The following is a 24,785-nucleotide window of genomic DNA, read 5'->3' on the forward strand; positions in this document are numbered from 1 at the left end:
TCATCTCCTCCGGCGCCGTCAGAGCCCGTGTTCCTGCAACCACATCTCCAGCATGCCGACCTGCCAGAGCTTCGAGCCCTGCAGCGGGGTGATATGCGCGCTGGGCTCCTCGAGCAGCCGGTCGACATATTCGGCGTTGAACAGCTTCCGCTCCCGCGCCCGGTCGCTGGTCACCGCGTCGCGGACGAAATCGAGATAGGGGCCCTGCAGATGCTTGAGCGCGGGCACCGGGAAATAGCCCTTCGGCCGGTCGATGACCGCGGCCGGGATGACGTCGCGGGCAAGTTCCTTGAGGATCCACTTGCCGCCGTCGCGGATCTTGTGTTCGGCCGGGATGTGGCCGGCCAGCTCGACCAGTTCATGGTCGAGGAACGGCACCCGCGCCTCCAGCCCCCAGGCCATTGTCATGTTGTCGACCCGCTTCACCGGGTCGTCGACCAGCATCACCGTGGTGTCGAGACGCAGCGCCTTGTCGATCGCCCGGTCGGCGCCCGGCAGGCCGAAATGACCGGCGACATAGGCGCGGCTGAAATCCTCGTCCTGGCGATCGGGATGGACCGCCTCGAGGAATTCGCCATGGCCGCGGTCGAAGAAGACCGAGGCATAGTCGGAGACCGGGTCGTTGCTGTCCATCAGCGGTGGATACCAGTGATAGCCGCCGAAGACCTCGTCGGCGCCCTGGCCGCTCTGCACCACCTTGAGATGCTGGGAGACCTCGGCGGCGAGCACGAAGAAGCCGATATTGTCGTGGCTGACCATCGGTTCCGACATCGCCTGGAAGGTCCGGGGCAGGGTCTCGAGAACCCTGTCGGTGGGCACGAAGATCTGGTGATGCTCTGTGCCGAAATGCTGCGCGATCAGGTCGGAATAGCGGAACTCGTCGCCCTTCTCGCCGCCGGCGGCCTCGAAGCCGACGGAGAAGGTGTTCAGCCCCTGCTGCCCGGCCTCGGCGAGCAGGCCGACGATGAGGCTCGAATCGACGCCGCCGGAAAGCAGCACGCCGACCGGCACGTCGGCCACCATGCGGCGCGAGACGGCGAGCCGGAGCGCTTCGCCCAGGCGTTCCTTCCATTCCTCCGCCGAGGTCGCGAGATCGGCGGAATCCTGTTCAAAGGCGAGCGACCAGTATTGCCGGCTGCGGTGGGTGCCGTCCGCCTCGTAGCGCATGAGCGTGCCGGGCGGCACCTTGCGGATGCCGGCGAGGATCGTGAAGGGGGCCGGGACGACGGCGTGGAAGCTCATGTAGAAATGCAGCGCCACCGGGTCGATCCCGGTATCGACCTCGCCGGCGGCGAGCAGGGCCGGCAGCGACGAGGCGAAGCGCAGGCCGTCCGGCCGGCCGGCGATATAGAGCGGCTTGATCCCGAGCCGGTCGCGGGCGAGCGTCAGACGGCCGCTGTCGCGCTCCAGCATGGCGAAGGCGAACATGCCGTTCAGGCGCGCCACGCTGTCCTCGCCCCAGGCATGCCAGGCCTTCAGGATGACCTCGGTGTCGCTGTTCGAGAAGAAGCGGTAGCCCTTGCCCTCGAGCGTCTCGCGAAGCTCCCGGTAATTGTAGATGCAGCCGTTGAAGACCAGCGTCAGGCCGAGGTCCGGATCCGACATGGGCTGCTGGCCGTGGTCGCTCAGGTCGATGATCTTCAGCCGGCGGTGACCGAGGGCGACCCGGCCATGGGCGACGATTCCGGCATCTTCCGGGCCGCGCGCGGCCATTCGCTCCATCATCCGCCCGACGGCGTCCGTCGAGGCAATTGCCCCGTCAAATCGCAAGTCGCCACAAATTCCGCACATAATAACGATCCCGCCACATCACAGTAATAATCGTGTCAATCTTTCCAAACGAAAGCGTACGAAGCGCTCTCGAAGAAAGACGTCCTGAAAAATGCGCAGAACAGTTCACTGAACATCGCGCATGGATGAACGGATTTGACGACGATAAAGTTCCACCGAAGAGCTGCGATTTTCGGACGCGCCCCGGTGACCGGTATGGGGTGGAAGATCGTGATTTTTTATTGAAATGGTAGTGTTGAATATATACGCTTGTTCATCTTCACACTATGAATCCGTTTCGAACGCTTGGATGTCGGCAGGTGCGATCGCGCGCGCGAAGCGTCGGCGCCGCGTCCGAACGGCGCGGGGCGGGGCATCCGGCCGTGGCCGTGGTTGGCGGCCGTCAGCCGCCCTTTGACTGGATCTTTGCCCAGCTGTCGCGCAGGCCGACCGTGCGGTTGAAAACCGGACGGCCGTCCGCCGTCGTCTCCGGATCGCGGCAGAAATAGCCGAGCCGCTCGAACTGGACGGCCTTGCCGACGGTGCTCTCGGCGAGCGAGGGCTCGAGCCGGCAATCGTTCAGCACGACCAGCGAATCGGGATTGAGGTCGGCCAGGTAGTCGCCCTCGGCGCCGGGGTCGGGGCGGTTGAACAGATGGTCGTAGAGCCGTACGTCCGCGCGAACGGCATGGCTGGCGGAGACCCAGTGCAGGGTGCCCTTGACCTTGCGGCCGTCCGGGGCGTCGCCGCCCTTGGTCGCCGGATCGTAGGTGCAGCGCAGTTCGACGATTTCCCCGGCCGCATCCTTCACGACCCTGGTGCAGGTCAGAAAATAGGCGTAGCGAAGCCGGACCTCGCGTCCCGGGGCGAGCCGGAAGAACTTGCGCGGCGGATCCTCCATGAAATCGTCGCGCTCGATATAGAGTTCGCGCGAGAACGGCACCTCGCGGCTTCCGGCCTCCGGATCGTTGGGGTTGTTGATGGCGGTCAGGGTCTCGGTCTCGCCTTCCGGGTAATTCTCGATCACGACCTTGAGCGGGTTGAGCACCGCCATGCGCCGCTCCGCCGAATTGTTCAGCGTTTCCCGGATGCAGTAATCGACGAAGGACATCTCGACCGTGCTGTCCGACTTGGTGACGCCGACCTTGTGCGCGAGGTCGCGGAGCGCCTCGGGCGGGACCCCGCGCCGCCGCATGGCCGAGAGTGTCGGCATCCGCGGATCGTCCCAGCCGCTGACGTGGCCTTCCTCGACAAGCTGGATCAGCCGGCGCTTGGAGAGCACGGTATGGGTCAGCTTGAGGCGCGCGAATTCATACTGCCGGGGCCGGCTCGGGGTCGGCAGGTTCTCGATCAGCCAGTCGTAAAGCGGGCGGTGATCCTCGAATTCGAGCGTGCAGACCGAATGGGTGATCCCTTCGATCGCATCCGACTGGCCGTGCGCGAAATCGTAGGTCGGGTAGATGTGCCAGGCGGTCCCGGTGCGCGGATGCGGCGCGTTCAGGATGCGGTAGAGGACCGGGTCGCGAAGATTGATGTTGCCCGACGTCATGTCGATCCGCGCCCGCAGCACGCGGGCGCCGTTCGGGAATTCGCCGGCGCGCATGCGGCGGAAGAGGTCGAGATTCTCCGCCACGCCGCGGTCGCGGTAGGGGCTTTCGCGGCCGGGTTCGGTCAGGGTGCCGCGGTACTCACGGATCTGCTCCGCGTCGAGATCGTCGACATAGGCCTTGCCGGCGCTGATCAGATGCTCGGCCCAGGCATAGAGCTGCTCGAAATTGTCGGAGGCGAAGTAGAGATGCTCGCCCCAGTCGAAGCCGAGCCAGGCGACGTCCGCCTTGATCGCCTCGATATAGCGCGCTTCCTCCTTCGTCGGATTGGTGTCGTCGAAGCGGAGATGGCAGCGTCCGCCGAAACTCTCGGCGATCCCGAAGTTGAGGCAGATCGACTTGGCGTGGCCGAGATGCAGATAGCCGTTCGGTTCCGGCGGAAAGCGGGTGACGACCTGGCCGACCCGGCCCGCCTCGAGATCGCCGCGCACGATCTCGCGGATGAAATCTGTCAATTCGTCCCGGCTACCGACGCCGGTCTCGGCTTGGCTCATCGACTGCGCTCCTGATCGCGGACGAGGGCGTCCGCGGCGATTGGCGTCCTTCTCTGTCCGATGCGCTGGCCAAGGTCAAGGGGCTGCCGGCGGCGGTTCAGCCGGGCGCGTTCAGTCCCAGCCATTCGCGGGCCCCCGCCAGGCTGCGGAATGCGGCGAATTCGCGATCGGACGCGCCTTCGAGATTAGGTGCCGTACATGCGCGCGACGGCGAAGGCGAAATCCTCGCTGAGTACGGAGGCGCTTCTGCCCGGTCCGATGGCGGCGAGCAGGCTGCTCATCTCGACGGCAAGCCGCCTCGCGCCGACGGAATCGAACTCTGTCTCGTCGATCGCCATCGCGGCGTCCTTCTCGACAATCGACAGGATCATCGTCGGGCCGCCCGGTGTGGTCAGTTCGGCGATGCGCCGCAACGCCAGGCGAAACTCGGAGAGCTTGCCCGGTCCGTGATAGCGGACGAGAAACCCGTCCGGATTGCTGCTGATGCGGCTGATTTCGAACAACTGATTACCCCTGTCGGATCTCGCGGCCGGACTGCCCGGCCGAAGCGTCCCGGACGGCCGCCGTCGGCGCGCCCGATGTTCTGATATACCGTGTGGCTGGTTGCTTTACGCGCGCGGCTCCCATCCGGATCAACCTGCCGGCGGGATATCGATGCCGAGCCACCGCCGGGCCGAAGCGACCTCGCGAAACACCGCGAATTCGCGCCGGCTGACCCCCTCGACGTAACCGCTGAACATGCGCCCGGTCGCAAAGGGAAAATCGTTCACGAGAACGGCGGCGCCGCGTCCCGGCCCGATGATCTCGAGCGGGCGGCGAAGCGTCGCCGCGAGGGCGCGCGCCGCGCCCGCATCGATCTCCGCATGGCGGGCGATCATGTCGGCCTCGTTATCAAAGGTCGAGAGAATCAGGGTCGGTCCGCCCGGCACGGCCAAGTCGGCGACGGCTTCCACCGCCGCGCTCAGGTCGGCAATCTCGAAAGCGCCATGAAAACGGATATGGAAACCGTCAGGGGCACGGCGGAGCCGTGTGATCTCGAACAAGCGGAACCTCTTTCGCCCTGCCGGGGATGCCGTGTCGGCCACGCTCACCGGGAACCGGATACACGCCAACGATGCATATCTAATACAAAATATACATGTTGGAAGACGTGTCGGCGCAAATTTCCCGGTGGTCGGCCTAGCTGCCGGGCCGCCTGACGACGATGACCAGAAGCCCGGCCACGACCAGGGCGGCCGCGGCGATCAGGGTCGGCGGGGTAAAGCTGTCGGTGAAGCGGTAGGCGTAGCCGGCGAAAGTCGGGCCGATCATCTGCCCGACGCCGAAAACCGCCGTCATGACCGCCATGACCCGGCGCTGGTCGCCGGTCGTGAGTTCGCCGGCGCGGATGAAGCCGATCGCCGTCAGCCCCATGATCGTGCCGCCAAGCAGAAAGGCCGACAGCAGAACGGCGATGCCGCTGGTCGCGACGGTCGAGAGGACGACACCGACGGCCTGGGCGAAACAGGCGAGGGCGAAGCTCCGGTCGTTGCCGTGGCGCCGCCCGATCCAGGCCCAGAACGCGACCGAGGGAATCGCGGCGAGGCCGACGACCAGCCAGACGACCGGTTCGAGCGCCCGGATCTCCGGCGATACCCGCACGATCGTCGACAGGAAGGTCGCGGTGATGACATAGCCGAAGCCGAACAGCCCGTAGGCGGCGATCAGCGCCTTGAGCCGCCGGTCGACCTTCGCCGGAGCGCCGGCGCTCGCGGCCGCCGGCAGGCCGTCGGGCGCGTCCGGCACGAGGCGGGTGACGAGGATGAAGGCGAGCAATGCGAGGGCGCCGCTCGCCAGCCACTGCACGTGCCAGTCGAGGCCGGCGCCGCCGAGGATCGCGATCAGCACGGCGGACAGGGCGATGCCGCTGCCGACGCCGGCGAAATGCACGGTGCTGAGCCCGGCCCTGCCGGCCAGCGCCAGGCGATGCAGGACCAGCGCCGACGAGAAGACCAGCACGAAGGCGCTGGCGAAACCGCCGATGAAACGGAGAGACAGGAACAGCGGCATCGAGCCGACCAGACCCATCGCCCCGGTCGAGAGCGCGCTGGCGAGCAGGCCGCCAAGGAACCAGGCACGCCGTCCGCCCGGCAGCCGGCCGATGGAGGCGGCCATCGCGCCGAGCAGGTAGCCGAGGAAGTTGGCCGAGGCGAGCAGGCCGGCCTGGGCCTCGTCGAGACCGAGTCCGGCGACCATGTAGGGCAGGATCGGCGTATGCACGAAACGGCCGATCCCCATGGCCGCGGCGAGCGCCAGCAAGCCGCCGATTGCAATCCCGAGAGGGCGGGCTCGACCGCCGGTTGCGCTTTCGATCATCGCGGCAAGTTAGCGTGTCTCGCCGCGATCCGAGCGGAAAATTTCGCGCCATGACGGGCAGAACTGCTTTCCGCAGGCCGATGAAATCCAGCCTGCCGGGACGGCGCAGTGAGCCCGCTCAGGCCGACACGCGTTTCACGAAGGGCCGCTCCAGCATGGTGACCATCTCGACCGGCCGGTGAAGCCGGAAATCCTCGAGCAGGTCCGCGATGGTCTGCGCCACCACGTCCGGAAAGCCGCCGTGGGTGGTGAGCGGGGGGGAGAGATAGCCGGCCGATTCCATGTCGCCGATGCCGACCACCGCGATATCCGCGGGGATGCGGAGGCCGTGCGCCCGGACCGCGGCCATCGCGCCGAGCGCCAGTTCGTCACTGCCGGTCTGCAGCGAGCGGAAGACGATACCGTCACGGAGGGCCCGCTCGACGCTCTCGAAGCCCGCCTTGTAGCGGTAGGCCGAATCCCAGACGAGTCGTTCGTCGAGGACTATTCCCCGTTCCGCGTGGGCATCGCAATAGCCGCGATAGCGCTCGCTGCCGGACGCCGACCCCCTGATGCGGCCGAGATAGGCGGCGGGTCCCGGGTAGGTCTGCAACAGGAATTCGGTCGAGGTCCGGGTCGCCCGCCGGTCGTCGTAGATGATCGACGGTATGCCGTGCCTCTGCAGCGACAGGCCGACGGCGATGACCGGAAGCGCGTTGTCGCGGACCCGCGTAGAGAGCGTCTCGATCGCCTCCTCGTTGAGCTGGTCGCTGGTCGCGACGATGATCCCGTGAAGCCGCATGGCGTCGGCCCGCGCCAGGATGTTGGCCAGCCGGCTGGCGCTGTGCCCGAGGTTGTAGAGCAGCAGGTCGAGCCCGATGGCTTCCAGCGCAGGCTGGACATGCTTGGTCAGGGAGGCATAGACGCCCTGCTCGATATCGCCGACCAGCAGGGCCACGGTGTTGCTGCGCCCGCGGCGCAGGCCCTGGGCCATGTGGTTCGGCTGGAACCCCAGCTCGCTGATCGCGGCCATCACTTTCGACCGCGTTTCCTGGGTGACGACGCCGCGCCCGCTGAGCACGCGGGAGACGGTCGCGGACGAAACGCCCGCCCGTTTCGCGACGTCGAGAATTCCGGATACTTTCTTCATCGAACTTGACAGGCCCCTTGAACGCTATCTAGCATCCAGACTGCACATGTAAACGTTTACTTCCAGATGAAAACGTTTACATGTTCGCAAGTTTATTGATCGTGAAGTGCGCATGACAGAACAAACTGCACATCCATCGCCGGCGGCCTCCGGGTCCGCCACGAACGGCGCCATCGTGCTGGACCAGGTCGGCAAGACCTATGGCAGCGGGGAGGGGGCGGTCGAGGCGATCCGCTCGATCTCGCTGACCTTCGCGCAGGGCCAGTCGGTTGCGATCGTCGGGCCGAGCGGCTGCGGCAAGAGCACCCTGATGCGGATGATCGCCGGTCTCGACGACCTGACCGCCGGCTCGATCCGAATCGGCGACCGCCAGGTGACCGGGCCGGTGCGCGACATCGGCGTCGTCTTCCAGCGCGACCTGCTACTCGACTGGCGCAGCGTCCTCGACAATGTCCTCCTGCCCGCGGAAATCAGGGGCATGGACATGGCCGCGGCGTCGAAGCGCGCGATGGCCCTGCTCGAGGAACTCGATGTCGCGGGCTTTGCCAAGCATTACCCGTGGCAGCTTTCCGGCGGCATGCGCCAGCGAGTCGCCATCGCCCGGGCGCTGCTGCCGAGCCCGCATCTGATGTTCCTCGACGAGCCCTTCAGCGCGCTCGACGCTATGACGCGCGACCAGATGAACGTCCTGCTGCAGCAGATCCAGGCGGCGGAGCATGTCACGACCCTGCTGATCACCCACAGCATCCTGGAAGCGGTCTTCGTGGCCGACAGGGTGCTGGTGATGTCGGGTCGGCCGGGCGCCATCCTGGACGACATCACCGTCGATTTCCCGCGCCCCCGCAAGCTCGAGCTGCGGGAAACCCCGGCCTTCACCGCGATCGTCGGCCGGATCCGCGAACAGTTCGTCAAGACCGGAGACCTCGTCGGATGAAGGCTGGCTCGATTCCCGCGTCGCAATCCGCCACCGGGCGGGCCGCGCCCGGCCTCGCGGCCCGCGCTCGGCGTCATTTCGCGGTCCTGTTCCCGCCGCTGCTGAGCGCCGTGATCGGCCTCGGGCTCTGGGAAGGCGTCGTTCGCTGGCTCGAGATGCCGAGCTTTGTGCTGCCGCCGCCCTCGAGCGTCGTCTTCGTGATGATCGAATACTGGGGCTATCTGGTGAGCCAGCTCGCCTGGACCGTGATGGCCGCCGCGGTGGGCGTGCTGATCGGGATCAGCCTTGGCATCATCGCCGGTGCCGGCATCGCGATGTCCGGGATCATCGACCGCATGCTGACGCCCTGGCTGGTCATCATCCACGCGATCCCGAAGGTCGTGGTCGCGCCGCTGTTCCTGATCTGGTTCGGGTTCGGCGTGCAGAGCGAAATCTTCTTCGTCGTCACCTTCACTTTCTTTCCCGTGGTCGTCGCGACGATCACCGGGTTGAAGTCGGCCGATCCGGAAGTCCTGCTGCTCGTCCGCTCGATGGGCGCCGATCGCGGCCAGGTGCTGCGCAAGATCCTGTTTCCCTCGGCCATGCCGACAATTCTCTCGGGTGTGAAACTCTCGGTCTCGCTCGCCCCTGTGGGCGCGGTGATTGGCGAGTTCGTCGCCTCCAACCAGGGCCTCGGCCATCTGCTGATCCGTGCGGTCGGCGACATGGACACCGCGCTCGCCTTCGCGGCGGTGACCCTGTTCTCGATCTTCGGCGTGCTGCTGTGGCGCGCCGCGGAGTTTGTCGAAGGCAAGCTGCTGCCGTGGCACCCGAGCCAGCGCGGCGATCTCGCGTCGAACCGGAAATAAGCAACAGACAATACAGGAGAGAATGATGAGGCAAATCCGAGACCTTCTTCCCCGCCTGGCCACCGGCCTCCGCCGAGGTGCCGCCCTGGGCGTGCTGCTTGCCGCGACCGCGACGGTAAGCGCGCCCGCGCAGGCCGAATCCGTCAAGATGACGCTGCTGCTGGACTGGGCCTGGCTGCCCTACCATTCGCCGTTCCTGATCGCGAAGGACAAGGGCTACTACAGCGATGCCGGCCTCGACGTGACCATCGAGCAGGGCCGGGGCTCGGCCAACACGGCGGTCCTGCTGTCGCAGAACAAGGCCGAGATGGCGCATCTGAACATCACCAATGCCGCGCAGCTGATCGGCAAGGGTGGCGACATCAAGGTCGTCGGCATCTACCAGCACAAGTCCGGCGCTTCCTTCGTCGGCATCAAGGGCAAGGTGAAGCTCGACGGTCCGGAATCCCTGATCGGGCCGCGGATCGGCAGCACGCCGGGCGGCTCGGACGCGCTCAGCCTGAAGATCTTCAGCAAGGCGACGGGCATGGATCTCGCCAAGCTCGACATCGTCTCGTTGGAAGGCAACGCCAAGACCGCGGCGCTCTTCGGCGGCAAGATCGACGTCGTCAGCGGCGATGCGCCGGCCTTCAACTCCTACGTCCAGGCGACCGGGCAGGAGCCTGAAACCCTGCTGCTGGCCGACCACGGCCTGCCGCTCATCGGCTTCGGCTTCGCCGCCAACAGCGACTTCATGAAGGATCATCCGGAGGCGGTCGCGAAGTTTCTCGCGGCGACGAAGAAGGGCTTCCAGGATGCGATCGCCGACCCGGCCGCGGCCTGTGCCTTCATGGCCGAAACGGTTCATCTGTCCGGCGAGCAGAGCCGCTGCGTCAACTACGTGAACGGCCTGCTCGCGCTCTCGACGCCGCCGACCTCGGCCGACTGGGGCAAGCAAAGCGCGGAGGAATGGACGGCCCTGACCTCGGTGCTGCGCGATGTCGGCGAACTCGAGTCCGACAAGCCGATCGAGCATTTCTACACCAACGAGTTCGTTCCTCAATGAAACCTGGTCCAACCAGTGTCAGTGGGCGTAAACGCCCCGACGTGATTGTCGTCGGCGGCGGGCACAACGGGCTGGTCGCCGCCTGTTACCTGGCGGCGGCCGGCCTGAAGGTCCTCGTTCTGGAAGCCACCGACCGCCTCGGCGGTCCGGTGGCGACCGTCGAGTTCATGCCGGGCTACTTCTCGACGATCAGCAACTCGCCGGGTTCGCTCGAACCCAAGATCGTCGAGGATCTGGGTCTGGAGCGCTTCGGCCTTCGTTTCGTGCGCCCGGACCCGACGCTCGTCCATCCGCTGGAAGATGGCCGCCTCTATGTCGGCTGGCGCGATCCGGCGCGGAACAACGCCCAACTCGACGCCTTCGCGCCGGGCGAGGCGGCGCGCTACCAGGCGCTCTTCAAGTATATCCAGGATTTCGCCGACCGCCTCGGGATCTCGCTGTTCGAGCCGCCGCCGTCGCTGCAGCACCTGGTGCGCAACCTGACGCGCCTGGAAGACCAGGAAGCCTTCAGCCGCATCCTGTTCGGCAGCGCGCGCGACCTGATGGACGAGTTCGGCCTGGCGCCGGAAACCCAGGCGCTCATCGGTCCGCTCGCTGTCGTCGGCGGCCAGGTCAGCCCCTCGACCCCCGGGACGCCCTTCAACCTCCTGATGCGGCCGCTCTCGCTCGCCTCGATCAAGAGCGATGCCGAGTACGACCCCCGGCGCATGCCGCTGCGCGGCTCGACCGGCCTGCCGGTCGGCGGCATGGGCGCGATCATCGCCGCCATGCAGAGCAGCCTCGAGCAGCAGGGCGGCGAGATCCGCACCGGCGAGCGGGTCGACCTGTTGCGTGTCCGCGACGGGCGGATCAGCGGCGTGGTGACCGCCGACGGCGAGGAAATCGACGCGCCGCTGGTGATCTCCGCGATCAATCCGCGCACCACCGTCGGCCTGCTCGACGACAGCGCCGACTGGGGTCCGCTGCGCGGCAAGCTCGAACGCAAGCAGATGCGGGGCAGGGCCTTCAAGGTCGTGCTCGCCCTCGACGGCATGCCGCGCTACGCGGCGGCGGCCGACGACGCCGAGGCGAAACGCCTCGCCACGGCGCAATTCCGGATCGCGCCGAGCCTCGATTATCTTGAGGAAGGCCATACCGACATGCTGCTCGGCCGCCTGTCGGAGAAACCGGTCATCTGGGGGCTCTGTCCCTCCATGACCTCGCCGATGCTGGCGCCCGAGGGTCGCCATGTCCTCAGCATGAATATCGGCAACGCCCCCTATCGCCTGAAGCAGGGGACCTGGGACGAGCAGCGCGACGTGCTGGCCAGGCGGGCCATCGCGGCGCTCGCCGAATGGATGCCGAACGTGCCGGACCTGGTCTCCGACTACCGCTGCATCGACCCGGTCGAGTTCGAGCGTCGCTACGGGCTGGTCGAGGCCAACATCACGCACGGCGACACGATGCCGTGGAACAGTTTCTGGATGCGCCCGATGGCCGGGCTGCATGCCTACCGGACCCCGACGCCCGGCCTCTATCTGAGTGGCAACGGCACCTGGCCGGGCAACTACGTCTCGGGCATCGCCGGCCACAACACGGCCCAGGCGGTGCTCCAGGACCTCAGGGCCGAAGGATCCCGGCTCGCGGCACAGTTCAGCGAGTCCTGACCGTCTCCGACCAAGGAACAAGAAAATCATGCTGATCGACGGACTGCAATGCGGGCACTTCACCCGCGAGACTTTCGAGGAGCTCCGGCGGGGTGACGTGACCTGCGTGACAATCACCGCCGGATTCTGGGAGGGAACGCTGGAGTCGCTCGATTCAATCGGGCGGTGGCGCGACCTGGTGCGCGAGAACGCCGATCTTGTGATGCTGGCGACCACCGCCGAGGATATCGAGGAGGCGTCCCGGACCGGGCGTACGGCGCTCGTCATGGGGTTCCAGAACTCGAACCTTCTGGAAGGCCGCATCCGCTTCGTCGAGCTTTTCGCCGAGCTCGGCGTCCGGGTCATCCAGCTGACCTACAACAACCAGAACGAACTGGCGGGAAGCTGCTACGAGACCGAGGATTCCGGGCTGGCGCGCTTCGGCCGCGAGGTCATCGACGAGATGAACCGGCACGGGATCCTGGTCGACCTTTCCCATGTCGGCAATCGCTCGACCCTCGATGCGGTATTGCATTCGAAAAAGCCGGTGGCGGTCACCCACGCCAACCCGGATTCGCTGTTCAGCCACAAGCGGAACAAGACCGACGACGTCCTGAAGGCGCTTGTCGACAACGGCGGCGTGATCGGCTGCGCGACCTATCGCAACATCACCGGCGACTATTACTGCAGCACCGTGAAGGCCTGGGCCGAGCTGGTCGCGCGGACCGTCGACATCGCCGGCATCGACCATGTCGCGATCGGCACCGACCGCAGCCACAATCACACCAAGCCGGATTACGACTGGATGCGCCAGGGACGTTGGACGCGCGGTATCGATTATGGCGCCGGCTCAGCAGCTCGGCCGGGCAAGGTCCCGCCGGCCGACTGGTTCAAGTCGGTCAGCGACCTGAACCTGATTCCCGGCGGCCTTGCCGAGGTCGGCTTCTCGCCGGAGGAGGTCGAGAAGATCACCAGCGGCAACTGGCTGCGGGTCTATCGCGAGGTCTTCCGCAAGGCCTGACCGCCGCGCCCGAATTTCATACGACGAGCTCTGGGACATTCTCCATGCACCTGAACGAATTCTACATCGACGGCCAATGGGTCGCCCCGGCCGAGCCGCGCCACGTCGCGGTCATCAACCCGGCCACGGAGGAAGCGATCTGCGAAGTGGCACTCGGCAATGCCGCCGACGTCGATCGGGCGGTCGCGGCCGCCCGCCGCGCCTTCCCGGCCTTTTCCGCCTGGACCCGCGAACAGCGGCTGGACCTGCTCGCGCGGATCCGGGAGGGCTTCCTCGCGCGCCAGGACGAACTCGCGAAGACGATCTCCCGGGAAATGGGGGCGCCGCTCAAATTCTCGCTTTCCGCCCAGGCGGCCTCCGGCCCGAACCAGCTCGAGGAAACGATCCGCGTGCTCGAGGGCTTCGCCTTCGAGACGATGCGCGGGACGACCCGGGTGGTCCGCGAACCGATTGGCGTCTGCGGCCTGATCACGCCCTGGAACTGGCCGGTCAACCAGCTCATCTGCAAGGTCGCGCCGGCGCTCGCCGCCGGCTGCACGATGGTCCTGAAGCCGAGCGAGGTGTCGCCGCTGAGCGCGCTGATCGTGGCGGAGATCCTGCATGACGCCGGGGTGCCGGCCGGCGTGTTCAACCTGGTCAACGGCGACGGCCCAGGCGTCGGCGAGTCGCTGGCCGCCCATCCTGGCGTCGACATGGTGTCCTTCACCGGCTCGACCCGCGCCGGCGTCCTGGTGGCTAAGGCAGCGGCCGATACGGTGAAGCGGGTCGCCCAGGAACTCGGCGGCAAGGCGCCCAACATCCTGCTGCCCGATACCGACTGGGAACGCTCGGTGACGCTCGGCATCGCCCGCTGTTTCGGAAACAGCGGCCAGTCCTGCAGCGCGGCGACGCGCCTGCTGGTGCCGAGGGAGCAGCATGACGCGGTCGCCGAGATTGCCGGCCGGGTCGCCAACACCTATCGCGTCGGCGATCCGGAGGCCGAGGACACCCAGCTCGGCCCGCTGGTCAGCCAGGCCCAGTTCGACAAGGTCCAGCGCCTGATCGAACGCGGCATCGCGGAAGGCGCCCGCCTGGTCGCCGGCGGTCCGGGCCGTCCCGACGGGCTCGAGCGCGGCTACTACGTCCGGCCGACGATCTTCGCCGACGTCCACAACGACATGGCGATCGCCCGGGAGGAGATTTTCGGCCCGGTGCTGGTGATCATCCCCTATGACAGCGTCGAGCAGGCGATCGAGATCGCCAACGACACGCCCTACGGGCTGAACGCCTATGTCCAGGGCGCCGACATGGAACGCGCCCGCCGGGTCGCCGCCGCACTCCGCGCCGGGGCCGTCCACATCAACTATCCGCCGATGGACCGGGGCGCGCCGTTCGGCGGCTACAAGCAGTCCGGCAATGGCCGTGAGTGGGGCGAATGGGGTCTCTCCGAGTTCCTCGAAACCAAGGCGATCGTCGGCTACGGCGCCTGACGGGGACGGGAAGAGGGGCCGGACAATGGACAAGATACTGCTCGACGTGCACTGCCACCTGGTGCCGCTCACGCCGGCGCTGACCGAGGGCATCGGGGGCGTTGCCTGGGACGGCGGCCGGGCGCCGCTCACGATCGACGGCTACACGCTCGCCTCGCCCGATGTCTATCGCGTCGAGGCGCTGCTCGACTGGATGGATGCGAACGCGGTCGGGCGGGCATGGATTTCCGTGCCGCCGCCGCTCTATCGTCTCGGTCTCGACGAGGCCCGGGCGGTCGAATGGACCGGCCGCCTCAACCAGGGCCTGGCCGATGTCGCCGGCCGGCATGGCGATCGTCTGACCCCCATGTTCCATCTGCCGGTGCAGCATCCGGCGGCGGCCGCGTCTCTGGCGCGCGAATGGTCGGCGCGGGAAAAGCCGATCTTCGCGATGCCCGCCGGGTCGGCGGCGGACGGGATCGTTCTCTCCGGCGAGGCCTATGTCCCGCTCTGGCAGGCCCTCGACGCGGTCGACGCCTTCCTCTTCCTGCATCCCTGCAAGGGCTGCGATCCGCGCTACGAGCCTTTCTACCTGCACAACCTGGCCGGCAGCCCCATCGAGACCGCGCTGGCCGCCGCCCATCTGTCGCTCTCCGGCATCCTCGATCGTCATACACGGATCACCTTCTGTCTCGCCCATGCCGGCGGTGCGACGGCGGCGATTGCCGGCCGGCTCGAGCGCGGCCAACTGACCGGCCGGCCCGGGGCCGACACCGGGGCCCGGAAGCCGCGCCAGGCGCTCCGCAATGTCTGTATCGACTGCATCAGCCACGATGCCGCGGCACTCGGTTTCGCCGCCTCGATGCACGGCGAGGACAATGTCTTCTTCGGCTCGGACTGGCCTTTCGCGATGGGACTGCCGGAGCCGCACAGCCAGCTCGGCGAGGTCGCGCCGGCGCTCAAGCGGAAGATGTTCGAGGGCAACCCCCGCCGGCTGCTGTCGAAATTCGGTCTCTGATCGCGGCGGCCGGCGGCCCGGCCAGCCTGTTACATCTAGCGTACAACGCGGGTTCGATCCCGCCATTCGTGACATGGCGGGCAGAACTGCTTTCCGGATTCAGGGGATTGCGGCTGTTCGGCCAGGCGCGCTGAACTGACGCCTGCCTCCATCGGGCCGCGTGCCGATGGCCGGGCCAGCCGGTCCGCGACAGTGGTTGTGAACGGGGCCGATTCCGGCCGTTCTCGTCGGGCCGCCTGTGCCCTGAGGGCGATTCGGCCTTGACTCCCGTTGCGCCAGGAAGTGTACCAGGTCCGAAGTCCGGCTATCGGTGTTAAGTGCCTGCCATATCGCGGCTTTCGCCCACGGACATCACGAACATGCCAGCTTGAGAGGGGGCTCCCGGGAGCCGGGAGGAAGCGTTTGTATTATCTGGACGAGAAGCTCGAACCGATCCTCGTGGAGGTGATCCGCCGCAATGCGGGGGAAGAGGTCTTTCATCAGGCCGTGCGCGAAGTGCTGGAAAGCCTTGGCCGGGTCGTCGCGAAACATCCGGACTATCTCGATGAGGCGCTGATCGAGCGCATCTGCGAGCCGGAACGGCAGATCATCTTCCGGGTGCCCTGGGTCGACGATACTGGCCAGGTGCGGATCAACCGCGGCTTCCGGGTCCAGTTCAATTCGGCGCTCGGCCCCTACAAGGGCGGCGTCCGGCTTCATCCCTCGGTGAACGTCGGGATCATCAAGTTCCTCGGCTTCGAGCAGGTCTTCAAGAACGCGCTCACGGGCCTGCCGATCGGCGGCGGCAAGGGCGGCTCCGACTTCAATCCGCGCGGCCGCTCGAACGGCGAGATCATGCGCTTCTGCCAGTCCTTCATGACCGAGCTCAGCCGTCACATCGGCGAATATATCGACGTCCCGGCCGGCGATATCGGCGTCGGCGGGCGCGAGATCGGCTACATGTTCGGCCAGTTCAAGCGCCTCACCAACCGCTACGAGGCGGGCGTGCTGACCGGCAAGGGGCTCGCCTATGGCGGCTCCCGCGCGCGCAAGGAGGCGACCGGTTACGGCGCGACCTATTTCGTCGAGCGGATGCTGGCCACGAAGGGCCAGTCCTTCGACGGCAAGCGCGCGGTGGTCTCCGGCTCCGGCAATGTCGCCATCTACACGATGGACAAGATCACCTCGTTCGGCGGCAGGATCGTCGCCTGCTCGGATTCCGGCGGTTACGTCGTCGACGAGGGCGGGATCGATGTCGCGCTCGTGAAGGAGATCAAGGAGGTACGCCGCGAGCGTATCTCGCAGTATGCCCGCCTGAAGGGCAACGGCGCGCGCTATGTCGAGAAGGGCTCGATCTGGGACGTGCCCTGCGACGTCGCGATGCCGTCGGCGACCCAGAACGAACTGACCGGCAAGGATGCGAAGACGCTGGTCCGGAACGGTGTGATCGCCGTGGGCGAGGGCGCCAACATGCCGACGACGCCGGAAGGGGTCCGGATCTTTCAGGAGGCGGGCGTGCTGTTCGCGCCGGGCAAGGCGGCGAATGCCGGCGGCGTTGCCACGTCGGCGCTGGAGATGCAGCAGAACGCCTCCCGCGACAGCTGGAGCTTCGAGCAGACCGAGACCCGGCTGGCGGCGATCATGGCCAACATCCACGACGCCTGCGCCGAGACCGCCGACGAATACGGCGCCCCCGGCGACTACGTGCTCGGCGCCAATATCGCCGGTTTCGTCCGCGTCGCCGAGGCAATGCGGTCGCTCGGCGTCATCTGACCCCTGACACCGCGCCCGACGGGCCGGAGCGTCTCCGGCCCGTCCGCGCTTGCGGGCCTCCTCAGGTCGCGGCGGCGACCTTGTATGCCGGCCGCGCCTCGAGCCTGTCCGCATAGGCCGAGAGGTTCGGCAAGGCGCTGAAGTCGGCTCCGAAGCGCCGGGTGACGATGACCGCATGCCCGGTGACTGTGTCCGCCACGGTGAAATCGTCGGCGAGATACGCGCGCCCTTCCATGTGCGCTTCAGCCGCTGCGAGCGCCTTGTTGATGAGCTTCATCGCCCTGGCCGCCAGTTCCGGGTTCCGGCGCTCCGGCGGCAGCAGGACCGTTTCGACGACGTAGTTGTTCACCGGGGGCATGATCATGCCCTCGGCATATTGCAGCCATTGCAGGTATGGCGCGAAATTCGCCGCGTCGGGGCCGGGAACAAGCGAAGGGGCATACTTGGCGCCCAGGTATTGGGCGATCGCCGTGCTTTCGGTGATCGTGATGTCGCCGTCGATCAGCGTCGGCACGCGGCCGTTCGGATTGATGCGGGTATAGTCCGGGCCGCGCATCTCCTTCTGGCCGAGCGTGAACCGCTCCAGTTCGTATTGGAGGCCAATCTCCTCCAGCAGCCAGACCGTGCGAACCGCACGCGAGCGGGGGGCAAAATACACTTTCATGGGCATTTCCTGTTCTGTCGATTGGGGAGGGAATCCGGATCCCTCCGGTTTCTGCGGGCGCTGTCGCGGGACATGTCGGGCCGCGACCCTGCTAGATACGGGTATCCGTGGCATGGTTCCACCATGCCTGGTCCGTCCAGGCGCGCAGGTCGAGCTCGTGCGTCCAGACCGAGCGGTGCTGATGGGCGATATGCCAGTAGGTCTCCGCGACATGCTCGGGCAGCAGCAGGCCGTCATCGGCCCCCTTCATCGACCGCAGCGCCGCGAAACGTTCCGGGCCGAGCATCTTGCCGAGCGTGTCCGGCGCATCGACCGCGCCGTCGATCACGATATGGGCGATGTGAACGCCCCGGGGAGCGAATTCCGCGTTCAGTGTCTGGCACAGCATCCGGCGCCCGGCCATCGCCGCGGCGTGCGCGTGCTGGCCCGCGTTGCCACGCATCGCCGCGGTCGAGGCGGTGACCAGAACGGTCCCGCTGCCACGCGCCGCCATCAGGGGGCAGACCGCCTGCGCCGCGCGAAACAGGCCGAACGTGGCCATTCGCCAGCAGCGCTCGAACACCTTCGCGCTGGTCTCCGGCAGCGACCGGTCGCCGATCTGCGCACCGATGTTGTAGACCAGCGCGTGGATCGGGCCGACATCCCGCTCGACCTCGTCGACGAGGGCCTCGATCTCGCCCGGTTCGACCGCGTTCAGCAGGCGGCCCGTCGCGGCGCCGCCGGCGGCCCGAATGTCGCTGACCAGCCGATCGAGCCCTTCCGTGTCCGACCGCCGGCCGAGAACCGCATGATATCCGCCGGCCGCGAAACGCGCACCGACCGTTCCGCCGATCCCTGCACCGGCGCCGATGACCAGGCACACCTTGTCCATCACGATCCCTCCGTTTTCCGGCTAACCTAGCCACACAGGAGGCGTGGCGTAACCGGTACGGTCTGCGAAGGAGATGTGCCGAACGACCGGGTTCACCAGGGTGCAACGCGATCGGGCGCGATCGGTTGAATGCGCCGTTCGGCCGCGTCGCCGCCCGAACGGCTCCTGCCCTGTCCCTCCTCAGAAGCCGACGTTCGCCGCGCCCTTCGTCTGGAGCATCGCGCGTGCGTCGTCCGCTGTCGCGACCTCGAGGGAGAGTTCTTCCAGGATACGCCGGATCTTCGCCACCTGCTCGGCATTGCTTTTCGCGAGCACGCCCTTGCCGAGGAACAGGCTGTCTTCCAGGCCGACCCGGACATTGCCGCCGAACAGCAGGCTCTGGGTCGCGAAGCGCATCTGGTGCCGCCCGGCGGCAAGCACGGAGAGATAATAGTCCTGGCCGAACAGCCGGTCCGCGGTGGCGCGGAAGGCGGCGAGATTCTCGAGGTCGGGGCCCTGGCCGCCCAGAATGCCGAAGATGCCCTGCACGAAGAAGGGCGGCTCGACGATCTTCCGGTCGACGAAATGGGCCAGGTTGTAGAGATGCCCGCTGTCGTAGCATTCGAACTCGAAGCGCGAGCCGCCCTCGTCGCCGAGGCGGCGCATCGCCATCTCGATCTGGGCAAAGGTATTCGGCAGGATGAAGTCGCGGGTGCTCTCGAGATAGGGGCGTTCCCAGTCGTGCAGGAAGCGGTCGTATTTCGCAGCCGCGCCCGAGATGTTGAAGTTGAGCGAGCCCATGTTCATCGACGCGACCTCGGGCTTGAGCGAGGCGGCGGCGGCGAGGCGCTCTTCCATGGTCATGCCGAGGCCACCGCCGGTGGTGATGTTGATGATCGCGTCGGAGCGATCGCGGATCGAGGGGAGAAAGCGCCGGAAGACTGCCGGGTCCTGCGTCGGTCGCCCGGTCTCCGGAACGCGGGCATGCAGATGGACCATCGCCGCGCCGGCGGCGGCCGCAGCGACCGCGTCGTCGGCGATCTCCTCGGGTGTCACGGGCAGGTGCGGCGACATGGTCGGCGTGTGGATCGACCCGGTTATCGCGCAGGTGATGATGACTTTCTTGGCTTCGCGCATGTTCTGTTCCCTCCGTTCGTTGCCGGCCCGCCCTCAGTTTCCCGAGGGTTCGACCGCGCGCAGGATCCGCTCGGCGTTACGCTGGTGCGGCATGTCGATCATCCGGCCGTCGAGCAGCGCGACGCCTTCGCCGCTCGCGTCGAGCGCGGCGATGACGCGCCGCGCCCAGTCGACCTGGGCCTCGCTCGGGGTGAAGGCCTCGTTGATCGCCGACACCTGCGCCGGGTGGATGGCGAGCTTGCCATCGAAGCCCGCCCGGTACGCCGCGGTCGCCTCGGCCCTGCAGCCATCGAGATCGCGGACGTCGGTGAAGGCGGTGTCGAAGGCGAGCACGCCGGCCTCCCGCGCGGCCAGGAGGCAGAGATCCCGGGCGAGCGCGAAGACCCCCTCGTAGCGACCCTCGACGCGATTCGCGAAGGCGCCGATGTCGGCGGAAATATCTTCCGCGCCCCAGGTCAGGCCATAGAGACGGGGATGCGACCAGTCGCTTCGCATCAGGTTGCGGACCGCCCGCGCCGTCTCGGTCGCGACCGGCAGGAGGCGGACCGTTTCCGCCGGCAGGCCGGCCGCCGCCATGGCGTCCGAGGCGACCCGGATATCGTCGAGCGAGCCGCATTTCGGCAGCATGACGACTTCCGGCGGGGCCGCCGCGAGGATCGCGATGTCGGCTTCGAAGTAGCCGGATTCGAGGCTGTTCACCCGAACGAAGCGGCGGGCGGGCAAAGGCGTCGCGAGCGCAGCGGCGGTGATGTCGCGAGCCGCCGCCTTGCGGTCCGGATGGACCGAATCCTCCATGTCGAAGATCACCGCGTCCGTCCCGCTCTCGGCCGAACGCGCGATCTTGCGCTCGCTGTCGCCGGGGACGAAGAGGATCGACCTGACGGGACGGCTCGTCATGCCTGCGGCCGCTTGTGCATCAGCGCCGTCCGCTTGCAGCTGCCGACCAGTTCATCGTTCTGATTGAACGCCTCGTGCAGCAGCACGACGATACCGTTGGTCGGGCGCGACTTGCTTTCGCGCGTCTCCAGAACGGTCGTCCGGGAATGCAGCGTGTCGCCATGGAATACCGGGCGCGGGAAATTCACGTCCGTCATGCCGAGATTGCCGACGGTCGTGCCGATGGTGGTTTCCGAGACGCCCATGCCGATCATCAGGCCGAGCGTGAAGACGCTGTTCACGATCGGCTTGCCGAACTCGGTCTTCTCGGCGAAGTGGAAATCGATATGCAGCGGCTGCGTGTTCAGCGTCGCGTTGCAGAACCACATGTTGTCGGATTCGGTCACCGTCCGGCGCGCCGCATGCTCGATGACCTTGCCGACGGTGAATTCCTCGAACCAGAGTCCGGCCATTGTCTTGTCTCCGCAGTTTCGTTGGGGTTTCGATTGTCGTCAGGCGCCGGATTCCATCCCGCGCAGGAGCTCTTCCGCGATGATCAGCTTGCGCACCTGGGTGGTGCCGGCGCCGATCTCGAGCAGCTTGATCGAGCGGTAGAGGCGGTTGATCTCGGATTCCCAGATGTAGCCGGAGCCGCCATGGATCTGCATCGCGTCGTCGAGTACCTTGTGGCAGGCTTCGGCCGCATAGAGCACCGAGGCCGCTGTGACCTTGTGAAGCTCGCCACGGCCACCGGCACCGGGTTCCATCGCGCGGCATTCGGCGAGCGTCCGGTAAGTGAAGGTCCGCGTCGTCTCGACCGCCACATACATGTCCGCCAGCAGGGCCTGAATCATCTGGAACGAGCCGATCGGCTGGCCGAACTGCCTTCGCGTCTTGGCATAGTCGAGGGAAAGCTCGAAGGCCCGCTCGGCGACGCCGAGACACAGCGGCGCGATCATCGCGCGTTCCATGTCGAGTCCGCCCATGACCACGGCCACGCCGCCGTTCTCTACGCCGACGAGGTTCTTCGCCGGGACCCGGCAGTCGTCGAACACGAGCTCGGCGGTCTGGCTGCCGCGATAGCCCATCTTGGTCAGCTTCTGGGCGACCTTGAAGCCGGGGAAACCCTTCTCGACGATGAAGGCTGAGATGCCCTTGGCGCCGAGTTCGGGGGCCGTCTTCGCATAGACCAGGAGGACGTCGGCGACCGGGCCGTTCGTGATGTAGAGCTTCGAGCCGTTGAGGATATAGTCGTCGCCATCGCGGCGCGCGGTGGTCCGCATGGAGCCGAGCGCGTCGGATCCTGAGCCTGGCTCGGTCAGGCCGAGGGCGCCGATCTTGCGGCCGGCGATCATGTCCGGCACGTATCGTCGGCGCTGCTCCTCGTTGGCGTTCCGGTAGAGATTGTCGAGCACGATGTTGTCGTGGACGATGTAGCTCAGCGCGAGCGCATGGTTCCAGCGTCCGAAGGCCTGCGCGACCGCGCCGGCGGCCATGTAGTCGAGGCCCACGCCGCCGTGGACCTCCGGCACCGTCATGCCGAAGAAACCTGCCTCGGCGATCTTCGGGAAAGCCTCGTCGGGCCACCATTCGTCCGCATCCATCCTCGGCGCGAGGGGGTAGAGTTCGCGGCGCGCGAACAGGTCCGCCTGGTCGAGGATCTGCTGCTGATCCGCGTCCAGCGCGTAGCGATCCGGCATCGTGTCGTTCGGAAGATGGTAGCCGCGTCCCATGCCGCGTCCTCCCTTGATTACAAGAAACCCAACCGGCCTCGCTTGCCCGCAAATCGCGCGCTGCGCCGGCTTTTTCAGGACTATAAGTGAGTAGGATTTACTTTGTCCAGAGGGTGACGCTTTCGTGGTGCAGTGCAAAAAGATCCCTGAAACACTGCCAGAATCTGGATACAAGCGCCGATATCATTCTCTCGTTCGTATCTGTGAAAAGAGCCATTGACAAGAAACGTAAGTCCCATTCACCATTGCCGCGTGATTGATCTGAGAAGCCAAGCGGAGGACGTCTTGGGCGTTGAGGCGGGGAAAAGGGCGGGTCGACAGAGCCGCAAGGTGCGAATGGCCGGCATCGAGGCTGCCGCAAGGTCGACCTTCGCCGAAAAGGGCTTCGACGAGGCGTCGATGGCCGAGATCGCCACCCGGGCCGGGATCTCCGAAGCGGCCATCTACAAGTATTTCGACGGCAAGCGGCATCTGCTGCTGACTGTGCTGGAGAGCTGGTACCGCGACATGGTGGCGGACAACCGCGCGAAGGTCGCCGGCGTCGAGGGCACCCGCGCCCGTATCCAGGTGATGATCTGGCAGCATCTCAGGACGATCCGGGAAAATCCCGATCTCTGCCGCCTGTTCTACGGCGAGGTGCGCAGCCAGCCCGGCTACCGGCAAAGCGAACTGTACGAGCTCAACCGCCAGGTGACCGGACTGATGGTCGGCATCCTGAACGACGGCATCGAGGCCGGCGATCTGCGCGACGATATCCCGGTGCGGCTGATTCGCGACGTCGTGTTCGGGGGCATCGAGCATCATGTCGCGGGCTTTCTGGCCGGGCGAGGCGAGCTCGACTGCGATGCGATCGCCACGACGCTCACCAGCCTTGTCGTCGACGGGATCGGTGCCGTGCGCAGCCCGGACGCGGCCGATGGAGCGGTCGCACGGCTTGAACGGATCGCGACGCGGTTCGAAACCCTTCTCGGCCCGAAGGTGAAGCGATGACGACCGCAGCCACAAGACAGTTCACGAAGATTCTGGTCGCCAACCGTGGCGAGATCGCCTGCCGGATCATCGGCACCCTGCAGCGCTTGGGGATCCGCTCGGTGGCGATCTGCCATGCGCTCGATCATCGGGCCCGGCACGCCCGTATGGCGGATGAGGTGCACGCGATCACCGGCGAGACCCCGGTCGCGGCCCATCTCGACATCGCGCAGATCGTAGAGATCGCGCGCCGGAGCGGTGCCGAGGCGATCCACCCGGGCTACGGCTTCCTGTCGGAGAACGCGGATTTCGCGGCGGCGGTCGCCGATGCCGGGCTTGTCTTCATCGGCCCCGACGCCGAGACGATCCGCCTGATGGGCGACAAGATCACGTCGCGCCGTTTCGCCGAGACGCACGGTGTCCCGGTGGCGCCGTCGGCGGTCCCGACCGACGATCTCGATGCCTTCCTGGGCGACGCGGCGGCGATCGGCTTCCCGCTGCTGATCAAGGCGGCGGCCGGGGGCGGCGGCAAGGGCATGAGCATCGTGGACGATCGCTCGGAGCTTGCCGACAAGGCGGCGCTCGCGGCCAGCGAGGCGAAGCGCTATTTTGCCGACAGCCGCATCTATGCCGAGCGCTACATCGCCGAGCCGCGCCATATCGAAGTGCAGGTCTTCGGCGACGGTGCCGGCAATGCCGTTCACCTGATCGAGCGGGAATGTTCGGTCCAGCGGCGCTTCCAGAAGATCATCGAGGAGGCGCCGGCGGTCGGGCTGTCAGAGAAACTCCGCCGCGAGATCTGGGATGCCGCGGTTCGTCTGGCCCGCGCCGCGCGGTACCGCAATGCCGGCACGGTCGAGTTCATCCTCGCCCCGGACGGCGCGTTCTATTTCCTCGAGATGAACACCCGGCTGCAGGTCGAGCACCCGGTGACGGAAATGGTGACAGGGCTCGATCTCGTGGAGCTGCAGCTCGCGGTCGCCGGCGGCGCGAGCCTGCCGTCCCAGGACGATATCAGGACCAGCGGCCACGCGATCGAGTGCCGCATCTGCGCCGAGGATCCGGATCGGGACTTCCTGCCGGAAACCGGCCGCGTGCTGCGGCTGGCCGAGCCCTCCACGAACCTCGCGCGTTTCGACAGCGGCCTCGTCGCGGGGCAGACGGTGAGCGCCAGTTTCGATCCGATGCTGGCCAAGCTGATCGTTCACGGCGGCACCCGTGACGAGGCGATCGCGCGGGCCGGCGAGGCGCTCCGCGAAACCGCGATTCTGGGCGTGGTGACCAATCTCGACTACTTGGCGCGAATCGTCGGTCATCCGGCCTTCCGCGACGGTGCCCTGCACACCGGTTTTCTCACCGAGCATGCGGCGGCGCTCGCGACACCTCCGGCAGACGATGAGGCCCGGACGGCGGCCCTGCTGGTGGCGTTCGTGTCCTCGCCCGAACTGCGCCGACAGGTGTTCGATGTCCCGGAGCCCTATGCCGCGATGGGTGGCTGGAGGAATTGACG

General features: G+C 66.8%; 22 protein-coding genes. 10 read left to right on the plus strand and 12 right to left on the minus strand.

Features of this window, described 5'->3' with window-relative positions; all coding sequences use genetic code 11:
• Positions 1 to 18: 18 nt before the first annotated feature.
• The 6 genes from OCH7691_RS09790 to OCH7691_RS09815 all read right to left on the minus strand — a co-directional run bounded on the left by OCH7691_RS09790 (position 19) and on the right by OCH7691_RS09815 (position 7,355).
• The gene (locus tag OCH7691_RS09790) at positions 19 to 1,791 is read right to left on the minus strand and encodes an N-acetylglutaminylglutamine amidotransferase (RefSeq protein WP_085883184.1); all 1,773 of its coding nucleotides are present in this window, start codon (positions 1,789 to 1,791) and stop codon (positions 19 to 21) included.
• Positions 1,792 to 2,173: 382 nt separating this feature from the next.
• Positions 2,174 to 3,871, minus strand: coding sequence for a glutamine--tRNA ligase/YqeY domain fusion protein (locus OCH7691_RS09795; protein WP_085883185.1), 1,698 nt, complete (start codon positions 3,869 to 3,871; stop codon positions 2,174 to 2,176).
• Positions 3,872 to 4,056: 185 nt separating this feature from the next.
• Positions 4,057 to 4,374 (minus strand): hypothetical protein, encoded by a 318-nt coding sequence (locus OCH7691_RS09800; protein ID WP_085883186.1) that lies wholly within the window; start codon positions 4,372 to 4,374, stop codon positions 4,057 to 4,059.
• Positions 4,375 to 4,503: 129 nt separating this feature from the next.
• On the minus strand, positions 4,504 to 4,914 hold the full coding sequence (locus tag OCH7691_RS09805) for a hypothetical protein (protein WP_085883187.1): 411 nt from the start codon (positions 4,912 to 4,914) through the stop codon (positions 4,504 to 4,506).
• Positions 4,915 to 5,050: 136 nt separating this feature from the next.
• On the minus strand, positions 5,051 to 6,226 hold the full coding sequence (locus OCH7691_RS09810) for a YbfB/YjiJ family MFS transporter (protein ID WP_085883188.1): 1,176 nt from the start codon (positions 6,224 to 6,226) through the stop codon (positions 5,051 to 5,053).
• Positions 6,227 to 6,344: 118 nt separating this feature from the next.
• Positions 6,345 to 7,355, minus strand: coding sequence for a LacI family DNA-binding transcriptional regulator (locus tag OCH7691_RS09815; protein WP_085883189.1), 1,011 nt, complete (start codon positions 7,353 to 7,355; stop codon positions 6,345 to 6,347).
• A 112-nt stretch (positions 7,356 to 7,467) separates the two neighbouring features.
• Between OCH7691_RS09815 and OCH7691_RS09820 the strand changes: the two genes are divergently transcribed.
• From OCH7691_RS09820 to gdhA, 8 genes are all read left to right on the plus strand, one after another.
• The gene (locus tag OCH7691_RS09820) at positions 7,468 to 8,289 is read left to right on the plus strand and encodes an ABC transporter ATP-binding protein (RefSeq protein WP_085883594.1); all 822 of its coding nucleotides are present in this window, start codon (positions 7,468 to 7,470) and stop codon (positions 8,287 to 8,289) included.
• Positions 8,286 to 9,137: an ABC transporter permease gene (locus OCH7691_RS09825; RefSeq protein WP_085883190.1), complete on the plus strand. Its 852-nt coding sequence runs from the start codon at positions 8,286 to 8,288 to the stop codon at positions 9,135 to 9,137. The genes OCH7691_RS09820 and OCH7691_RS09825 overlap by 4 nt, the downstream gene beginning before the upstream one ends.
• Before the next feature lie 25 nt (positions 9,138 to 9,162).
• Positions 9,163 to 10,182: an ABC transporter substrate-binding protein gene (locus OCH7691_RS09830; protein WP_176244984.1), complete on the plus strand. Its 1,020-nt coding sequence runs from the start codon at positions 9,163 to 9,165 to the stop codon at positions 10,180 to 10,182.
• Positions 10,183 to 10,223: 41 nt separating this feature from the next.
• A complete protein-coding gene (locus tag OCH7691_RS09835) occupies positions 10,224 to 11,828 on the plus strand; it encodes a phytoene desaturase family protein (RefSeq protein ID WP_217807885.1) in 1,605 nt (534 codons plus the stop codon).
• Between the two features lie 28 nt (positions 11,829 to 11,856).
• A complete protein-coding gene (locus tag OCH7691_RS09840; RefSeq protein ID WP_085883193.1) occupies positions 11,857 to 12,828 on the plus strand; it encodes a dipeptidase in 972 nt (323 codons plus the stop codon).
• Positions 12,829 to 12,872: 44 nt separating this feature from the next.
• Positions 12,873 to 14,297: an aldehyde dehydrogenase family protein gene (locus tag OCH7691_RS09845; RefSeq protein ID WP_085883194.1), complete on the plus strand. Its 1,425-nt coding sequence runs from the start codon at positions 12,873 to 12,875 to the stop codon at positions 14,295 to 14,297.
• Positions 14,298 to 14,322: 25 nt separating this feature from the next.
• On the plus strand, positions 14,323 to 15,294 hold the full coding sequence (locus tag OCH7691_RS09850) for an amidohydrolase family protein (RefSeq protein WP_176244985.1): 972 nt from the start codon (positions 14,323 to 14,325) through the stop codon (positions 15,292 to 15,294).
• Positions 15,295 to 15,696: 402 nt separating this feature from the next.
• A complete protein-coding gene (gdhA, locus tag OCH7691_RS09855; protein WP_085883196.1) occupies positions 15,697 to 17,046 on the plus strand; it encodes an NADP-specific glutamate dehydrogenase in 1,350 nt (449 codons plus the stop codon).
• 61 nt (positions 17,047 to 17,107) lie between these two features.
• On the opposite strand, the gene OCH7691_RS09860 is transcribed toward gdhA, so the two are convergent.
• The 6 genes from OCH7691_RS09860 to OCH7691_RS09885 form a co-directional block, all read right to left on the minus strand.
• Positions 17,108 to 17,710 carry a glutathione S-transferase family protein gene (locus tag OCH7691_RS09860; protein ID WP_085883197.1) on the minus strand — a complete coding sequence of 201 codons (603 nt, stop codon included), beginning with the start codon at positions 17,708 to 17,710 and terminating at the stop codon, positions 17,108 to 17,110.
• A 91-nt stretch (positions 17,711 to 17,801) separates the two neighbouring features.
• Positions 17,802 to 18,581, minus strand: coding sequence for an SDR family NAD(P)-dependent oxidoreductase (locus OCH7691_RS09865; protein WP_085883198.1), 780 nt, complete (start codon positions 18,579 to 18,581; stop codon positions 17,802 to 17,804).
• 180 nt (positions 18,582 to 18,761) lie between these two features.
• Complete coding sequence (gene kce / locus OCH7691_RS09870) at positions 18,762 to 19,697, minus strand: 3,5-dioxohexanoate:acetyl-CoA acetone transferase (protein WP_085883199.1); 936 nt, start codon at positions 19,695 to 19,697, stop codon at positions 18,762 to 18,764.
• Between the two features lie 33 nt (positions 19,698 to 19,730).
• On the minus strand, positions 19,731 to 20,594 hold the full coding sequence (locus OCH7691_RS09875; protein ID WP_085883200.1) for an HpcH/HpaI aldolase/citrate lyase family protein: 864 nt from the start codon (positions 20,592 to 20,594) through the stop codon (positions 19,731 to 19,733).
• Entirely contained in the window at positions 20,591 to 21,046 is a 456-nt protein-coding gene (locus tag OCH7691_RS09880) for a MaoC family dehydratase (protein WP_085883201.1), read from the minus strand. The genes OCH7691_RS09875 and OCH7691_RS09880 overlap by 4 nt, the downstream gene beginning before the upstream one ends.
• Positions 21,047 to 21,085: 39 nt before the next feature.
• Positions 21,086 to 22,306: an acyl-CoA dehydrogenase family protein gene (locus OCH7691_RS09885; RefSeq protein ID WP_217807887.1), complete on the minus strand. Its 1,221-nt coding sequence runs from the start codon at positions 22,304 to 22,306 to the stop codon at positions 21,086 to 21,088.
• A 336-nt stretch (positions 22,307 to 22,642) separates the two neighbouring features.
• Between OCH7691_RS09885 and OCH7691_RS09890 the strand changes: the two genes are divergently transcribed.
• Together OCH7691_RS09890 and OCH7691_RS09895 are read left to right on the plus strand one after the other, a co-directional pair.
• Positions 22,643 to 23,296, plus strand: a complete 654-nt coding sequence (locus OCH7691_RS09890; protein ID WP_085883202.1) for a TetR/AcrR family transcriptional regulator — start codon at positions 22,643 to 22,645, stop codon at positions 23,294 to 23,296.
• Positions 23,293 to 24,783, plus strand: coding sequence for an acetyl-CoA carboxylase biotin carboxylase subunit (locus OCH7691_RS09895; RefSeq protein WP_085883203.1), 1,491 nt, complete (start codon positions 23,293 to 23,295; stop codon positions 24,781 to 24,783). The genes OCH7691_RS09890 and OCH7691_RS09895 overlap by 4 nt, the downstream gene beginning before the upstream one ends.
• The last annotated feature ends 2 nt before the right edge of the window (positions 24,784 to 24,785 follow it).

Origin of the sequence: Oceanibacterium hippocampi, from assembly GCF_900172325.1 — a bacterium.
Taxonomy (GTDB): domain Bacteria; phylum Pseudomonadota; class Alphaproteobacteria; order Sneathiellales; family Sneathiellaceae; genus Oceanibacterium; species Oceanibacterium hippocampi.

Coding starts and splice junctions, on each gene's coding strand:
- OCH7691_RS09885 (WP_217807887.1), bottom strand. CDS start 22,306: ATGGGACGCGGCTACCATCTTCCGAACGACACGATGCCGGATCGCTAC.
- OCH7691_RS09815 (WP_085883189.1), bottom strand. CDS start 7,355: ATGAAGAAAGTATCCGGAATTCTCGACGTCGCGAAACGGGCGGGCGTT.
- OCH7691_RS09880 (WP_085883201.1), bottom strand. CDS start 21,046: ATGGCCGGACTCTGGTTCGAGGAATTCACCGTCGGCAAGGTCATCGAG.
- kce (WP_085883199.1), bottom strand. CDS start 19,697: ATGCGCGAAGCCAAGAAAGTCATCATCACCTGCGCGATAACCGGGTCG.
- OCH7691_RS09865 (WP_085883198.1), bottom strand. CDS start 18,581: ATGGACAAGGTGTGCCTGGTCATCGGCGCCGGTGCAGGGATCGGCGGA.
- OCH7691_RS09840 (WP_085883193.1), top strand. CDS start 11,857: ATGCTGATCGACGGACTGCAATGCGGGCACTTCACCCGCGAGACTTTC.
- OCH7691_RS09890 (WP_085883202.1), top strand. CDS start 22,643: ATGGCCGGCATCGAGGCTGCCGCAAGGTCGACCTTCGCCGAAAAGGGC.
- OCH7691_RS09790 (WP_085883184.1), bottom strand. CDS start 1,791: ATGTGCGGAATTTGTGGCGACTTGCGATTTGACGGGGCAATTGCCTCG.
- OCH7691_RS09810 (WP_085883188.1), bottom strand. CDS start 6,226: ATGATCGAAAGCGCAACCGGCGGTCGAGCCCGCCCTCTCGGGATTGCA.
- OCH7691_RS09845 (WP_085883194.1), top strand. CDS start 12,873: ATGCACCTGAACGAATTCTACATCGACGGCCAATGGGTCGCCCCGGCC.
- OCH7691_RS09850 (WP_176244985.1), top strand. CDS start 14,323: ATGGACAAGATACTGCTCGACGTGCACTGCCACCTGGTGCCGCTCACG.
- OCH7691_RS09860 (WP_085883197.1), bottom strand. CDS start 17,710: ATGAAAGTGTATTTTGCCCCCCGCTCGCGTGCGGTTCGCACGGTCTGG.
- OCH7691_RS09795 (WP_085883185.1), bottom strand. CDS start 3,871: ATGAGCCAAGCCGAGACCGGCGTCGGTAGCCGGGACGAATTGACAGAT.
- OCH7691_RS09895 (WP_085883203.1), top strand. CDS start 23,293: ATGACGACCGCAGCCACAAGACAGTTCACGAAGATTCTGGTCGCCAAC.
- OCH7691_RS09830 (WP_176244984.1), top strand. CDS start 9,163: ATGAGGCAAATCCGAGACCTTCTTCCCCGCCTGGCCACCGGCCTCCGC.
- OCH7691_RS09825 (WP_085883190.1), top strand. CDS start 8,286: ATGAAGGCTGGCTCGATTCCCGCGTCGCAATCCGCCACCGGGCGGGCC.
- OCH7691_RS09820 (WP_085883594.1), top strand. CDS start 7,468: ATGACAGAACAAACTGCACATCCATCGCCGGCGGCCTCCGGGTCCGCC.
- OCH7691_RS09875 (WP_085883200.1), bottom strand. CDS start 20,594: ATGACGAGCCGTCCCGTCAGGTCGATCCTCTTCGTCCCCGGCGACAGC.